The 15,078-nt window shown below is 64.9% G+C and carries 9 protein-coding genes; 2 read left to right on the forward strand and 7 right to left on the reverse strand.

Translation table 11 applies throughout. The features are described from left to right. Positions 1-7: 7 nt before the first annotated feature. From prsT to QM701_RS00865, 7 genes are all read right to left on the reverse strand, one after another. Positions 8-2,785: an XrtA/PEP-CTERM system TPR-repeat protein PrsT gene (gene prsT / locus QM701_RS00835; protein ID WP_415165221.1), complete on the reverse strand. Its 2,778-nt coding sequence runs from the start codon at positions 2,783-2,785 to the stop codon at positions 8-10. 40 nt (positions 2,786-2,825) lie between these two features. Then, on the reverse strand, positions 2,826-4,184 hold the full coding sequence (gene prsR, locus QM701_RS00840) for a PEP-CTERM-box response regulator transcription factor (protein ID WP_415165222.1): 1,359 nt from the start codon (positions 4,182-4,184) through the stop codon (positions 2,826-2,828). Beyond that, positions 4,181-6,274 carry an XrtA/PEP-CTERM system histidine kinase PrsK gene (prsK, locus tag QM701_RS00845; protein ID WP_415165223.1) on the reverse strand — a complete coding sequence of 698 codons (2,094 nt, stop codon included), beginning with the start codon at positions 6,272-6,274 and terminating at the stop codon, positions 4,181-4,183. The genes prsR and prsK overlap by 4 nt, the downstream gene beginning before the upstream one ends. Positions 6,275-6,423: 149 nt before the next feature. After that, complete coding sequence (locus QM701_RS00850) at positions 6,424-7,806, reverse strand: TIGR03013 family XrtA/PEP-CTERM system glycosyltransferase (RefSeq protein ID WP_415165224.1); 1,383 nt, start codon at positions 7,804-7,806, stop codon at positions 6,424-6,426. 296 nt (positions 7,807-8,102) lie between these two features. Then, complete coding sequence (locus tag QM701_RS00855) at positions 8,103-10,037, reverse strand: hypothetical protein (RefSeq protein WP_415165225.1); 1,935 nt, start codon at positions 10,035-10,037, stop codon at positions 8,103-8,105. Next, positions 9,998-11,683: a hydrolase 1, exosortase A system-associated gene (locus QM701_RS00860; RefSeq protein ID WP_415165226.1), complete on the reverse strand. Its 1,686-nt coding sequence runs from the start codon at positions 11,681-11,683 to the stop codon at positions 9,998-10,000. Before QM701_RS00860 ends, QM701_RS00855 begins: the two co-directional genes overlap by 40 nt. Positions 11,684-11,695: 12 nt before the next feature. Further along, on the reverse strand, positions 11,696-11,830 hold the full coding sequence (locus tag QM701_RS00865; protein WP_415165227.1) for a hypothetical protein: 135 nt from the start codon (positions 11,828-11,830) through the stop codon (positions 11,696-11,698). Between the two features lie 337 nt (positions 11,831-12,167). Here QM701_RS00865 and QM701_RS00870 point away from each other — a divergent pair, with 337 nt between their 5' ends. Both QM701_RS00870 and QM701_RS00875 read left to right on the forward strand, forming a co-directional pair. Continuing rightward, positions 12,168-13,763 (forward strand): acyl-CoA ligase (AMP-forming), exosortase A system-associated, encoded by a 1,596-nt coding sequence (locus tag QM701_RS00870; protein WP_415165228.1) that lies wholly within the window; start codon positions 12,168-12,170, stop codon positions 13,761-13,763. A gap of 64 nt (positions 13,764-13,827) precedes the next feature. Then, positions 13,828-15,072 carry a pyridoxal-dependent decarboxylase, exosortase A system-associated gene (locus QM701_RS00875; protein WP_415165229.1) on the forward strand — a complete coding sequence of 415 codons (1,245 nt, stop codon included), beginning with the start codon at positions 13,828-13,830 and terminating at the stop codon, positions 15,070-15,072. Positions 15,073-15,078 lie beyond the last annotated feature (6 nt).

The raw sequence follows: 15,078 nt of genomic DNA on the forward strand, positions 1-15,078 counted from the left end.
CGGGTCGTTATTTCAGGCCTTGCAGCAGCTCGTTGACCTCGCCGCTTCTTGGAAACCTGTCGCCAAGCGTCGCCAGTTCGTCGAGCATCGGCTTGGCGTCCGTGTTCTTTCCGGCCTTGACGAGCGCTTTGGCCAGGTTGAGCTTGATCATCGCATTGTTCGGAGCAAGCGAATGCGCCGTCTTCATCAGTTCGACGCCCCGCTCGAGATCGCCCTTGGCCACCAGCAGCGAGCCTAAGGTATCGACGATGTTTGCCTGATCAGGGGCCAGCTTGTACGCTTTTTCCGCCAGCTCGATGGCCTTCGGGTCCTTGGTCTGCCCCAGAGCCCAGGCCAGGTTGTTCAACAGGGCCGGGTTGTCGGGTTGATTGTCCAGCAACGTCCGGTAGTGCCGGATCGCCACCGGATAGTCGTTGCGGGAGATGGCCGATTCGGCCAGATAAAGCCGGAACTGGAGATCCTTGGGATGCTCCTTCAGCCATCCTTCGGCAAACCTGTCGGCTTCGCCGGGAACGTTCTGCGCCGACAACGCGGCATGGAGCTTGATCGCCAGCTCGTTGGCGCCGGTCTGCCTGATGCCGTTGCGATAGGCGTCCGCTGCCTCTTTCCACGCCTTGCCCACGGCATGAGCATCGCCTTCGAGCAGGTAGCCGACCGGGTTCTTGGGAGCCTGTTTCTGGATGTTGCGCGCCGTCGCCAAGGCGTTCGCGGTACGCCCGGCGTCCAGATCCAGCATCATCATGCCGCGCTGCGCCTCGATCGAATCGGGTTTGATCGACAGCGCCTTGCGCAGACTTTGCATGGCGGCGTCCTTGTCCTTCGCTGCCACGTGGATTTCGGCCATGCGCAGGTAAGGCTGCACGGAGTTGGGCGTCAGGGTGGCCAGACGGCCGTAAACGGAAAGCGCCTGGTTGTAATTCTCGGCCGCCTGCTGCGCCCTGCCCTCGGCGTCCAGGATCAGCGGGTTGTCGGGCAAGGACCCCGATGCCTCCTGGGCGGCCGCCACCGCCTTCTTCGGCTCCTTCGTACCCAGGTGGAAATTGATCAGCGCCAGGCGCGAGGCAACATCGGTGGGGTTCACGGCCACGGACTTGTTGATCAGCGCCAGCACGTCGTCCGGCTTTCCGCCGGTACGCGCCTGCAGTTCCGCGAGCGCGAGCAGCGCCGGCGAGCTCTTCGGATTCTTGGCCAGCACGCCGTCGAAACGTTTCTTCGCCTCGTCCGGCTTCTTATCGGCCAGGTCGAGCCGCGCCAGGCTCGCCGCCGCCGGGAAGTACGCCGGGTCCTTCTGCAGGGCTTTCTCGAAGCTCTTCCGGGCGCCCCCCATGTCGCGCTTGCCGAGCAGCGCGGTGCCGCGCAGGTTGTCGATCAGCGGATTGTCCGGCTGCTTTTTCTCCAGGCCATCGACGGATTTCAGCGCCTGGTCGAATTTACGGTCGCGCAGCTGGGAGGCGATCAGCGCCATGTCCGCCCGGACCCCGGTATCGGTGGAGGCGATCTTCTCCAGTTCCTTGTAGGCCGTTTCGGTTTCGCCCCTGGCCAGGTGCGAGAGCGCGACCGCCGTCTGCTTGCTTTTGTTTTCCGGGTCGAGAGCCGCCGCTTTCGCGAAATAGAAACCACCTCGCTCGACGTCGCCGTTCTGAACGTAGACTTCGCCGGCCAAGGCGAGCATGTCCGAATTGTCGTCGATCTTGTCGAGGATCGGCTGCAGGATGCCGAGCGCCTTGTCGGGCTGTCCGCTGCGCAGGTAGGAGGCAATCAGTATGCGGCGCGATATGCCGAGCTCGGGTGTTTTGGAGAGCACGGCATGCAGATATCGTTCGGCGGTGGCATAGGATTTGAGTTCGTACTCGATGGCTCCCGCCAACTGCTGCCCGATCACGCTGTCGGGAACTACCCGGAGGTGCTGCTGGATCGCCTCGCGCGCTTCCTTGAATTTTTTCTGCCGATAGAACAATTCCGCCTGGACGTACGTCGTCTGCGGGCTTGCCGGCATGAGCTTGCGCATGGCTTCGAACTGCTTTTCCGCCTCGTCGAGCTTGCCGGCTTCCATCTGGCGCGAAATCAGCGAGATGTGCGCCGGCACGTAGTCCGGCCGGGCATCGAGAATCTGGCGGTAGAGGTCCTGCGCCTCCTGGGATTTGCCCTGGAAAGCCAGAAGATCCCCCTTGAGTTGTCTCGCCTCGAGGAATTTGGGATTTTTTTCCAGCGCCGAATCGAGCAGCGCCATCGCCCCGGCCACGTCACGGCCGGCTACCTTGAGTCTGGCCTGGCCGAAAACCGCCGGTCCGTAATCGGCCACGGCGGACAGCGCGGCGTCAAACGCCTGCTTCGCCGCATCCGGCTTGCCTTGGACCAGATAGGCGTTGCCGAGCGTGGTCTGCAGCTCCGCCCGGCCTTCCGGCGAGGACAACTGCGTCTTGCCGAACTCGTCGACGACCTTCTTGGTCTGCCCGAGCTGCAGCAGAACCCGCGCCTGGAGAGGAACCAGCTGGTCCGCCGGATATTTCAGGTCGGCCGCCTTGCGCAACTCCACGTCGGCGCCCGAGACGTCGCCTTCGTCGAGCAGCGCCTTGCCCAGCAGGAACCGCGCTTCGGCCAGGTCGGGCTTGCTTTGCAGCGCGTTCTTCAACTGAATCACCGCCGCCTTGGCGTCGTTCTTCGCCAGATAATCCTTGGCCGACGCCAGCATGGCATCCGGGCTGTCGGTACCGCAGGCGGTCAGCGACAGGACGAGCAGAAATGCTGAAACCGCTTTGAAACCAGTTATTTTCGGATTTTTCATGAAGGTTCCAATCAGAAAGCCGAGCATTCGGAAAGTCGGATCATTTTAGTCCGTAGCGGTACATCAGGTCGTACAGCGTCGGCCGGCTCACGCCGAGCGATTCGGCGGCGCGCAGCACGTTCCCGTCGACGCGCCCGAGCGCCGCGATGATCACGCGCTTCTCGGCATCCTCGCGCGCCTGCCGCAGATCGAGCGCGACGTCTTCCTGGCCCGCGGCGGCTCCCAGGCCGATGTCATCGAAGGTGATCTGGTTGCCGTCGGCCATGATCACCGCCCGCTTGATGCAGTTTTCCAGTTCGCGCACGTTGCCCGGCCAGGGATGTTTTTCGATGGCGCGGATCGCGTCTTCGCGCAGGGTCATGCCACCGCGCTTGTACTCGTCGGCGAAACGGCGCACGAACGCATGCGCCAGCAGCGCCGCGTCACCCCGCCTGTCGCGCAGCGGAGGCAGGGCGACGACGATTTCGGCGAGGCGATAGTACAGGTCTTCGCGGAACCGGCCTTCCTTGATCAGCGTCTTGAGGTCCTGGTGCGTCGCGCAGACGATGCGCACGTTGACGGGAATTTCCTGCCGCCCGCCGATGCGCTCGATGACGCGCTCCTGCAGGAAACGCAGGAGCTTGGCCTGCAGCGGCATCGGCAGGTCGCCGATCTCGTCGAGCATCAGCGTGCCGCCGTTGGCCACTTCGATCTTGCCGGGCGTCGTCTTCACCGCGCCGGTGAACGCGCCTTTCTCGTAGCCGAAAAGCTCGCTTTCCAGCAGGGTATCCGGGATCGCCGCGCAGTTGATGGCGAAGAAACGCTCCTTGCGCCGCGACGAGGCGGCATGCACGCCGCGGGCGATCAGCTCCTTGCCGGTGCCGCTTTCGCCGAGCACGAGCACGGTCGCGTCGCTGGCCGCGACCTTCTCGACGGTGCGGCACACCCGCAGCACGTCCGGATCGCGCGTGATCAGCCCGGCCAGCACGTCCGGCTGGTGCATGAGCTGCAGGCGGACGTTTTCTTGCTGCAGGTCGTACAGGCGGTAGGCGCGGTCGATCGTCAGTCCCAGCATGTCGATCTCGAACGGCTTGGCGAAGAAATCGTAGGCGCCCAGGGCGACCGCGCGCAGCGCGTTGCTGCGATCGTTCTGGCCGGTGAGGACGATGACTTTCGTTTCCGGCGCGATGGAGAGCGTGTCCTCGAGCAGCTTGAAGCCTTCGGAAACGGAGTCGGCGTCCGGCGGCAAGCCCAGGTCCATGGTCACTACCGGCGGCTGATGGCGGCGGATCAGGGCCACCGCGCTCTCCCGATCGCCGGCGGTCAACGTCTCGTATTGATCGAACGCCCAGCGAAGCTGCTTCTGCAGCGCCGGATCGTCCTCGACGATCAGCAACGGACGCTGTTTTTCGGTACTCATACGGAAACTCCTACTCTTGAAGGCATTTCAGTTCCCACTTCGGTCAATGGTAGCAACAAACTTACTTGAGTACCGACGCCGACTTCGCTATCGACCGATATTTTTCCGCCGAGTTCGTGGACGTACTGAAAACTCTCGTAGGCACCGATTCCCATGCCCGCCGGCTTGGTGGTCTGGAAGGGCTTGAACAGGCGCTCCCGCAGGAATTCCGGACTCATGCCGTGCCCCGTATCGCGGACGAGCACGAAGGCATACCCGTCCCGCTTCTCCATCTTGACCCACACCCGCCCGCCCTGCTCCGTCGCATCCAGGGCATTCTGCACGACGTGGCCGATGACCCGCTCCACCCGATCCTCGTGCCCCTTGGCGACGACCTTGTCGGCCAGGTCGACCTCGACCTCGCGGCCCTGGCGCGATTTTGCCGTCTGGATACGGCGGATCACCGCGCCGAGATCGATGCCGCGCGGACTATCCAGCGGCGTCGCGCCCTCGCGCAACTGCATCATCAACTGCCGCATGCGCTCGACCGCGTGCTCGACGGTCATCAGCATGTCCTGCTGGAATTCCGGGTTGTCCCGATGGCGCTCGGCGTTCTTCAGCATCAGCGACAGCTGCGCGACGATGTTCTTCAGATCGTGCACCACGAAGGCCGACATGCGGTTGAAGGCATCGAACTTGCGTACTTCGAGCAAGGCCTCCGCCGCCCGCATCTGCCCGAGAAACGCCCCGGCCTGCCGCCCGGCAGTTTTGAGCAGATCGTTGACTTCCCAATTCACCTCCATCGCGGTGCGCGCCGTCGCCAGGATCACGAAGCCGATCATTTCGCTGCCCGCGGCCAGGGGCACGACCAGCCATGCATTGGGCACGTCGGTGAGCCAGGCGGGCAGTTCCAACGTCCCGTAACGGCGCGGCACCACCCGGTACTCCTCGAGATTGATGATCCAGCCGCTGGTCAGCAGGAAGGTGCACAGGCTGCTGCCGGCATCCTCCGTCATCGCGGTTTCCGGCATGTTCCAGCAGGTGGACTGCGCGTAGAAGCGCCCGGACGAATCCTTCAGCCAAAGCGACCCCGCCGGACTCTCGACCATGTCGGCGAGGCCCTTGATCACGTGCCTGCCCATCTCCGAGGAACCGTCCTGCGCGGACAAGGTGTTGGTAAACCGCAGCCACTCCTCGCGGTAGTCGTACCGGTAGCTGAAAAAGTGTTTGCCGATCAGCACCCTGAGCTTTGCCCGCAACGCCCCCGACAGGCTGAGGACGCCCAGCAGCAGCAGCGCGGCGAAAAGCAGCGCCAGCTGAAAGGCGCGCCCCCATTCGCCGCCGAAGTAGCGCACGTAATAGCCGGCCGCCGACATGAATATGAGATAGATGCCGACGGCGATCAGCGACACCGACCGCAGCGCGGCGCGCTGCGACAGGACGAGGCGTCTCCTCCAGTCCTTGCTGCGCGAGGTGGACAGGGCCACCAGGGGAACCGTCAGGGCGTGCACGAAACCGCGGATACTGAAGGCATCGCCGTCTATCCGGCTGAACAGCAGCGCGTCGGAAAAAAGGTAGAGGTCGAAGAGTATCGCCCCGCCCAGGCCGAGGCACAGCGGTTTGACGCTCCACCGCAATTCGTGGCTGACGCTGCGCCACAACTGTTCGAGCAGCACCAGGGCGAACACGGCGCCTCCCAGCGCGTCGAGCAGCACGATGCGCTGCGGCGGCAAGCGAAAGGCGACGTTCCAGAACATCATGATTTGCGCGATGGCGCCGATCGCAAGCAGGGTGACGCCGATCGACGCCAGCGAATTCCATCGTGAGGACGGCTTTTGCGAGGAGGAATCTGCCGGCAGCAATAGGACGAGCAGGAAGCAGAACCAAGCGCCGTAGCGCAGCAGATCGGCAAACAGGCTGCCCGCCAGGAAAGCTGCATGGCCGGTCAGGGAAAAGGCCAGGCTGAAAACGCCCCACAGGGCGCTCAGCACCACGGCCACGAACAAGGTCCGGCTGCGCAGGCTGGTTTTCCATGCGGCCGCATGAAAAATGGCGAAAGCCGCAAAGACGAAACCGGCCAAGCCGTAACTCCAGGCGCTCAGGGTGTTCAAGCCCGTTTCCACCCGACCAACCTCCTCAGTTCAGGTTCCGCACGAAAGACACTATGACACATCCTGAGAAGGCCCGGGAGCGTCCGGCCGAAACCTCGGAACCCGCCCTGCATCGCGGCATTGACGCCCGTCGACGCACCGTCGCGGAGCTATTGCGCGCCCTTGCCGGTCACCACCACGCCGATGGTTTCGAACAGAATGACGATATCCAGGAAAAGCGTATGGTTCTTCACGTAGTAAAGGTCATACTGGAGCTTCTGGATGGAATCATCCACCGAGGCGCCATAGTGGTAGCTGACCTGGGCCCATCCGGTCACGCCCGGCTTGACGCTGTGCCTGACCGCGTAGAAGGGAATGTCGCGGGTCAGCTGGTCCACGAAATACGGCCGCTCCGGACGCGGGCCGACCAGGCTCATGTCCCCCGTCAGCACGCTGTAGAGTTGCGGCAGCTCGTCGATGCGCAGTTTCCGGATCACCCGGCCGACGCGGGTCGTGCGGTCGTCGTTGGCCGTCGCCCAGCGCGGCTTGCCGTCGCCTTCCGCGTCCCGGCGCATGCTGCGGAACTTCACCACGTTGAACAGGCGTCCGTTGAGCCCGACGCGCTCCTGTCGGTAAAAGACCGGAAAGCCGTCTTCGATGATGATCGCCAAGGCCGTCAGCAGCATCACCGGCGCGGCCAGCAGCAACAGAATGCTGGCCGCGGTGACGTCGAACACGCGCTTGACGAAGGTGCGCGCCCAGCCTTGGCGGAAACCCTCGCCGAAAATCAGCCAGCCGACCTTCAGCGAATCCAGCCGGATCTGGCCGAGCGCCCGCTCGAAATAGCTCGCCAAGTCGAGCACATTGACGCCGGACAGCTTGCAGTCGAGCAGTTCGCGCAAGGGCAGCACGCCGCCACGGCGTTCCTGTACGGCGATGATGATCTCGTTGACGTTCAGCGCGTACGCCGTATCCGACAAGGAACGGGAGCGCGGCAGCAGCAGTTGCTCCGGCACGCAGACCTCGGATTCGGACGGCCCCGGATAGAAGCCGACGATCTGGATGTCCGGGTCCGACTTCTTCAGCACCTTGCCGACGGTTCTCGCCTCCGGCCCCGACCCGAAGATGAGGACGCGATTGACCATGAGCACTCCCGTGCGGCTGTGCATCGTATATACGCGGTGCGCCAGCGTTCCGAACAATGCCGCCAGGCCGGACAAGAGCAGCAGTTTCTGGTTTTCGTCGGCGATCGAAAGCAGGGCGAAAACCGTGTAGGCGATGGGGATCGAGAGATACAGCGACAGGACGACGCGCGCGCGCGTCTGCGCCACCGTCCGGTTGTGCGCGCGGTTGTACAGCCCCAGCCAGGAGTTGAACATCACCATGATGAAGGCGTAGACGGCCGCATAGACGACGACCGTTTCCAGGTCGGTCCGTCCGCCGATGCCCCACAGCAGCACGGCCAGCACCACGCATACGACCGGAAACACGATATCCAGAACGATCTGCAGGATCGTCTTCCAGTGAATCCAATGGCTGAATACCTTGATCATGCTTGCTACCCCTGGCCGCTACCCCGGGTACAGGGGCCGTCCGACACCACAGTATCGGCCCCGACGGAGTTCATTTTGAAACAGAAACGCCGACTTCTTTTCTTGAGGGGATTAAACATCCAAACAGATTTCAACGCCGTGACAAAATTCACAAGCGATACAAATAATTCGCAACTCTGTTTTTGATGCCAACACAAAACACTATAAATCAATGAACTATATAAACCAGAAAAGCAAAAGGATATACAGCCAACATCGATGAAAAGAATGTGACTATACCATGGACATCGGTTGAATCAAAATGACTTTGTCGATCGTTGTTCTTCAAATCCGACGACCATGGCCCAGGCGAGGAACGAGCCGGCCAAGGTGGCCACCCGGGGCATGTCGAGAATGCTGACGATCGAGCCCAACACCAGCATTCCTGCAACGGAAGACAGCAGTTCGATCGAGAAAGTTTCTCCCGCCGAAGCGGCCCGGAAAAGCCGCCGGCACACCAGGAAGACGGCACACAGGAATCCTGCCAGTCCCACGGCTCCCGTTTCCACGAGAAGTTCGAGGTAGAAATTGTCGATATGCCACGGCAGAAAGTACCGGAACGACTGGGGAAACCAGCGCCCCTCGGCTTCGTCGAAACCCGCGTTGGCCAGCAGGTTCCCGCCGTCGGCCGCGAGCCGCATTGCCGAGATCTCGATGGTGCTGCCGGGCGTCAGCACGGACGCCAGGAAGACTCCATGCCCGATGGCGCGCCACGAGGTTTCGGCGCCAAACACGCGGCTGGAGAACGACGCGCTCCGCTCCTGCCATTCGCCGCCCTCGACGCTTACGATTCTCGCGCTGCAGCGCGATGGATAAAGCAGATGGGCAGCACAGACCTGCAAGAGCAGCGTGCCGCCCCGCTCGCTGCGCGCCTGCATGGAAAACCGGTACGGCACGCCCGGGACGGGATCGATCCGCTGCGAAAGCGCAAAAAATGTGCCGGGCGATCGCCCTTTCAGCAGCCCATCCGGGCCGGACAATCTCGCCCCGCGCGTGCCGTCGCCCAAACCGGCCGCCGCGAAGTTTCCCGGCAGCACCACGCCCAATTTCCGCTGAACCTCAGGCGACGGGAATCTCCCGAGCCCGATTCCGAAAAGCCAGTCCGTGGGGGACTCCAACGCGCCGAGCGCCTGCTCCCAGTGTGCGAGCCGCCCGGCGAAATCGCGCGTCGTCTCCTGCAAGCGGCTGTTCATGAAGGAATCCGTCCCGAAAACCATGAACGCTTCGACGCCGACCAGGGCGATGAGCGACAGGCTGGCGGGCCGCACCCGCGCCGGCTGCGATGAATGCCGCCGGCGCGCCTGCCAGCGATGCAGCAGTCCGTGCATGATCGCGGCGCCGGCCGCCGTGAATACGACCCCGCGCGAGAAGGTCGTCAGACAGGCGTACACGAAGGCCAGGATGAACGCGCCCAGGAGCAGGCGCCCGATTGGCGGCAACGGTCGCCTCCAGGCCCAGGCCAGCAGCGGCGCGATCAGCACGAGGTAGACGTCGAGCGCCGCGCCGCCGTGATGCATCTCCCAGAAAAGCCCGACGGTCCGGTAAGGCGTATGCACGTTCAGCAGACCGGGATAAGACGCCCGTTCCCAAAGGACCGCCAGGACCACCCAGACGCTGCCCAGCAGCGATGCCCAGAAAAACCTTGCCAGCATTTCCGGGCGCGGCACGGCAGCGCGGGAGGCGTCCAGTAAGGGCAGCAGCAGCGCGGTCCACACCAGGCTTTTGCCGACCCGCAGGGCGTTCAGCGGCGAAGCGTATCCGGCGAAGCTATTGACGTCCTGCATCGACACCCCGGCCGCTCCCCATGCGATCAGGCAGCCGGCGGCGGCCGTCAGCCAGGCCAAGGTCCCGGCATGGCGCAGATCGGAACCACCCCACCACACCCTGAAATAGCCACCTGCCAGCACGGCCAGTACCAGCAGATCGAATTCATCGACGATCAGCCAGCCGGTCCACGGCGCGAAGTTGAGGATTGGGAGCAGCGCCGGCAAGGCGAGGATGCCCAGCCACGGCCGCCAGGCGGACAGCAGCGCGGCGGCAAGAAAGGCCGACACCGCGAACGCCGGCCATAACGGATGCGCCACCGCCAGGACGGATCCCGCCGTCAGGCAGACCAGCGCGATCGCCGCGCCGGCCCGGCGACGGCATGGGCCTACCCGGCCCGGTGGTCGTTCGGGATGCGCGCCAGCCATTGCAGGGTGGCGTTTTCCACTTCGTCCCGCCAGGCAGCGGTGGAAAACGTATGGTCGGCATCGGGCAGATCCACCCGGCTTACGTTCCCGGCCGCCAACAGGCCGGACCAGGCGGCGTTGACGCGGGTATATTCGATGAATTCCTTCGCCGTGTAATCGCGCCCGCTGAGGATCAGCAGTACCGCGCCGCGAAAGATCCCCAGTCCATTCACCATGCGTTCTCGGAACGACGGCGCACGTATCGGGGAATCCGCCGTTCCGCGCGTTTTTACGGCGCTTGCAAGAAAGTCGCGCAGGGAAGCGGCGACGTTCATTTTCCCTGTCAGCAGCCGGCTCCAGAATTCCCGTTGCAGTAGCCGTTGTCCGTAGTAGTGCTTGATGCGGGTCTGCGCCAGGCCGGCTTCCGAACGGACCCAGGGATTGAGCAGCGCCACGCCGGCGATGCGGGCATCGTCGGTCGTATCCAGATGCATGAGGATCGCCGACGCGGCATCGCACAATCCCCACAGCACGCACCGGCTCATCTGCGGACACTGGCGCATGAACGCGTCGATGGCGCCGGCGATATCCTCGCCGACCTCTTCGAAGGAACGCATGGCGCCTTCGCTGTCGCCCATGCCGCGGTAGTCGAAGCGGAGCACCGGGTAGCCCGCGGCGGCCAGCCGGCGCGAGAGCAGAAGAAACTGCCGATGACTGCCGGCCCGGTATTGCGGCCCGCCGACGGCGATCAGGACGCCGCAGTCGCGGGGCGTTTCCGGGAGCGCCGCGATGCCCAGCAAGCACTCGCCGGCAACGTGGAACGTCAGCGGGACTTCGACGAAGTTCATGCCGTCGCGCCGCCGTCCAGCGCGGCCAACGTCGCCGTCAGCAAACCGGGACATTCCGCGATTTCCGTGGTCTGCCAGAACGACGGTCCGTACACGGCGGAGCCGCGAACGGCGTGTCCCTGCACCCGCCATTTTTCCAGTTCGACCGGTCGCGGCCGGCGACAAGCCGCCTTCCGGCGCGCCGGCAATCTCCAGCCATTCGATCCGCAGGGTCCGTCCGGGCAAGGCCAGTCCGGCGCCGCCCAGGCCGCGCGCCAATCCGGGAGAAAGCGTGTAGCCGGCGATCTCGACCGGGCGATCCTGTTCCAGGTCAGCTTTCAGCCGATCCATCATGCCCTGCCCCTGCCCGGACAGCATTTCTCCGGCGATCTTCAGGCGCAGGAACTGCTGGAGGTGCTGCCGGCCCGAGGAAACCGGCTGCCAGAACAGTAGCCCCGCAACCTCATCGAGCCGATGCGCCGCCGCCGTGGCGACCAGGCAGCCGGCGCGCAGGCCCCACAACCATGGCGCGGTGCCGGTCCGCCGGCGCAACCAGGCGGCGGCCAGGCACACGTCGTCGATCCAGTCCGGCCACGCGGCGTCTCCGAAATCGCCGGCGCTGTCGCCACAACCGTACAGGTCGATCTGCAGCACCGCGTAACCGGCCGCCGCCATGGCGCGCGCCTGCAGCGCCGCCATGCGCCGCGCCTTGTTCATCTCCTCGGCGAAGGGATGGACATAGACCAGCGCCCCGCGCACAGGGATACCGGGTTCGGCGCTATGCAGGATGCAGAACCGCTGCCCTCGCCCGGCCGGCAGGAAAAAAGCCTCGAACGCCATGCGGCGGACAGATCAGCCGTTCAGCTTGCCCTGCACGAAATCGGTCAGCGTACCCACCGTCGCAAAGGCCGTGCCATCGATCTCGTCGTCCTCGACGATGAAGCCGAAACGCTCTTCCATCGACGTGATCAGCGCCACGACGGCCATCGAATCGAGCTTCCGGAATGGCGCCGAGCAGCGCGGTGTCGCGCGTGAAGGAACGGCTGCGCCCCTTGAGGCTCAGCACGTCGTCGAGGATCGCCAGCACCTCGTTGTGAATGTCCATGTATTCTCCTCGTCCGCCGGTGCGGCGGAACTGCCGAAATGGTTTGGGGGCAGAGATTATACTGTCACGGATGCGCGGGGAATCCGTTCCCGTCGCCGCCGCCGGCCGTGCCGGCATCGAATGCGCCATCCGACGCGACACGCCGACGGAACAAATTCGCTGCGCCATGAATCTCTAGTCGATAAAATCGAACTTCGAGTCTGCCTCGTGAGGAAAAAAATGACCGACTCCTGTCTGCTCCCGGATCTCATTGCGCGCTCGGCCGAGCGCTTCCCGGAAAACACCGCGTTGACCTACGGCACGGACTCGATGACGTATGCCGGCCTGCATGCCGCCGTCACCCGGTTCGCGGGCGGGATCGTCGGCCTGGGCCTGCAGCGCGGCGAGCGCGTCGCCATCTACCTCGAAAAGCGCTGCGAGACCGTGATCGCCAGTTTCGGCGCGCCGGCCGCCGGCGGCGTGTTTGTGCCACTCAATCCGCTGCTGAAGCCCGAACAGGTCGCCTACATCCTGCGCGACTGCAACGTGCGCATCCTGGTCACTTCGCCGGAGCGCCACGCGCTGTTGGCGGAGACGCTGGCTGCTTGCGCCGATCTGCGCCACGTGGTGCTGGTCGGCGACGATTCGCCCGCAACCCGCGAGGAGACGTACGCACGCATCGGCTGGAATGCGCTGCTGGCGATGCCTGCGCGCGCCGGCCACCGGGTGATCGACACGGACATGACGGCGATCCTCTACACCTCCGGCAGCACGGGCAAGCCGAAAGGCGTCGTACTTTCGCACCGGAACATGGTGGCCGGCGCGAAAAGCGTCGCCGGTTACTTGGAAAATACGGCCGAGGACACCTTGCTCGCCGCCCTCCCCCTGTCGTTCGACGCCGGTTTCAGCCAGCTCACCACGGCGTTCCACGTCGGCGCCCGTGTGGTGCTGCTCAATTACCTGCTGCCGCGCGACGTGTTGAAGGCGCTGGAACGCGAGCGCGTCACGGGACTCACCGCCGTGCCGCCGCTGTACATCCAGCTGGCGCAGCTCGACTGGCCGGCGACGATCACCGAACACCTGCGCTATTTCGCCAACACCGGCGGGCGCATGCCGCGCGAGACGTTGAGCGCCTTGCGCGCGCGCATGCCGAAGACCCGGCCTTTCCTGATGTACGGGTTGACCGAAGCCTTCCGTTCGACCTTCCTGCCGCCCGACGAGGTCGACCGGCGCCCGGATTCGATCGGCAAGGCTATCCCGAACGCCGAGATCCTGGTCCTGCGCGAGGACGGCACGCCCTGCGCGCCCGAGGAGCCGGGAGAACTGGTGCACCGCGGCGCGCTGGTCGGCATGGGCTACTGGAACGATCCGGAAAAGACGGCGGAACGCTACAAGCCGCTGCCTGCCCGCACGCCGGGCCGCGAACCGGGGCTGGTGATTCCCGAACTGGCGGTTTACTCGGGCGATACCGTGCGCATGGACGCGGAAGGCTTCCTGTACTTCATCGGCCGGCGCGACGAGATGATGAAGACCTCCGGCTACCGCGTCAGCCCGACCGAGGTCGAGGAAGTGCTCTACGCCACCAGGCTGGTCGGCGAGTGCGTGGCCTTCGGCGTCGATCACGACGTGCTCGGCCAGGCGATCCAGGTCGTCGCCACGCCGCCCGACGGCGCCGGACTCGACGTCGAGGCGCTGCTTGCCGAATGCCGTAAGCGCATGCCGGCGTACATGGTGCCGCACGGCATCGACGTGCGCCCCGGGCCGCTGCCGCGCAACCCCAACGGCAAGATCGACCGCAAGACGCTGTCGACCGAATGGGTGGAGAAACGCGCGTGATGGCCGACACGACGGCACTCACAACGCCAGGCCGCAAGACGGCCAATTGACCACGGAGCCGATCATGCAAGCCAGCGAACGCGCCACGCCCAGGCACGCGCCGATGCACCAGTTTCCTGTCGAGGACGGCGAACTGCGGGTCGGCGGCATTCCCCTGACCCGTCTCGCCGCGCGCGTCGGGCAGACGCCTTTTTACGCCTACGACCGCCGCCTGGTGACGCAGCGCGTCGAAGCCTTGCGCGCCGCATTGCCCGAGGCGTTGAAGATTCATTACGCGATGAAGGCTAACCCCATGCCGGCGCTCGTCGCGCACATGGCGCAGCAGGTGGACGGCATCGACGTGGCCTCCGGCGGCGAGCTCAAGGTGGCGCTGGACTGCGGCGCCGATCCGCGCGACGTGAGTTTCGCCGGACCGGGCAAGAGCGAAGCCGATCTGCACCGGGCCGTGGCGGCCGGCGTCCTGATCAACGTCGAATCGTTCCGGGAAGTCGCCGTGCTGGCGCGCATCCACGCGGAAACGGGCTATGCCGTGCGTGTCGCCGTGCGCGTGAACCCGGATTTCGAACTCAAAAGCTCGGGCATGAAAATGGGCGGCGGCCCCAAGCAGTTCGGCGTGGACGCCGAGCAGGTGCCCGAACTGCTGGCCGGGATCGGCCGCGCGGAACTGGATTTCGAGGGCTTCCACCTCTTCGCCGGTGCGCAGAACCTGAAAGCCGAGGCCATCGTCGAGGCCCAGCGCAAGAGCTATGAGCTGGCGCTGACATTGTCCGAATCCGCCCCCGCGCCGGTGCGCACGCTGAACCTGGGCGGCGGCTTCGGCATTCCCTATTTTCCGGGCGAACAGCCGCTCGACCTGGCGCCTGTCGCCGCGAATCTCGGAGAACTGTCGCAACGCGCCGGACGCGATTTCCCGGGCGCAGAACTGGTCGTCGAACTCGGGCGCTATCTCGTCGGCGAGGCCGGGCTCTACGTCGCCCGGGTCATCGACCGCAAGGTCTCGCGCGGCCAGGTGTTCCTCGTCACAGACGGCGGCCTGCACCATCATCTGTCCGCTTCCGGCAATTTCGGGCAGGTCATCCGCAAGAACTACCCGGCCGCCATCGGCAGCCGGATGGCATCGTCCGAACGCGAAACGGCGACGGTCGTCGGCCCGCTGTGCACCCCGCTCGACCTGTTGGCCGACCGGATGGAACTCGCCAGGGCCGAGCCCGGCGACCTGGTGGTGATCTACCAGTCCGGCGCCTACGGCTTCACCGCCAGCCCGCAGGCTTTCCTGGGCCATCCGGCCTGCGTCGAAGTGCTGGTGTAGCGGCTG

Origin of the sequence: Propionivibrio sp. (assembly GCF_047602565.1) — a bacterium.
GTDB lineage: Bacteria > Pseudomonadota > Gammaproteobacteria > Burkholderiales > Rhodocyclaceae > Propionivibrio.

Bases quoted from the DNA above. Each gene is read 5' to 3' on its own strand.
- QM701_RS00860 (WP_415165226.1), bottom strand. From the start codon at position 11,683: ATGGCGTTCGAGGCTTTTTTCCTGCCGGCCGGGCGAGGGCAGCGGTTC.
- QM701_RS00875 (WP_415165229.1), top strand. From the start codon at position 13,828: ATGCAAGCCAGCGAACGCGCCACGCCCAGGCACGCGCCGATGCACCAG.
- prsT (WP_415165221.1), bottom strand. From the start codon at position 2,785: ATGAAAAATCCGAAAATAACTGGTTTCAAAGCGGTTTCAGCATTTCTG.
- QM701_RS00865 (WP_415165227.1), bottom strand. From the start codon at position 11,830: ATGGCCGTCGTGGCGCTGATCACGTCGATGGAAGAGCGTTTCGGCTTC.
- QM701_RS00850 (WP_415165224.1), bottom strand. From the start codon at position 7,806: ATGATCAAGGTATTCAGCCATTGGATTCACTGGAAGACGATCCTGCAG.
- prsR (WP_415165222.1), bottom strand. From the start codon at position 4,184: ATGAGTACCGAAAAACAGCGTCCGTTGCTGATCGTCGAGGACGATCCG.
- QM701_RS00855 (WP_415165225.1), bottom strand. From the start codon at position 10,037: ATGGCTGGCGCGCATCCCGAACGACCACCGGGCCGGGTAGGCCCATGC.
- QM701_RS00870 (WP_415165228.1), top strand. From the start codon at position 12,168: ATGACCGACTCCTGTCTGCTCCCGGATCTCATTGCGCGCTCGGCCGAG.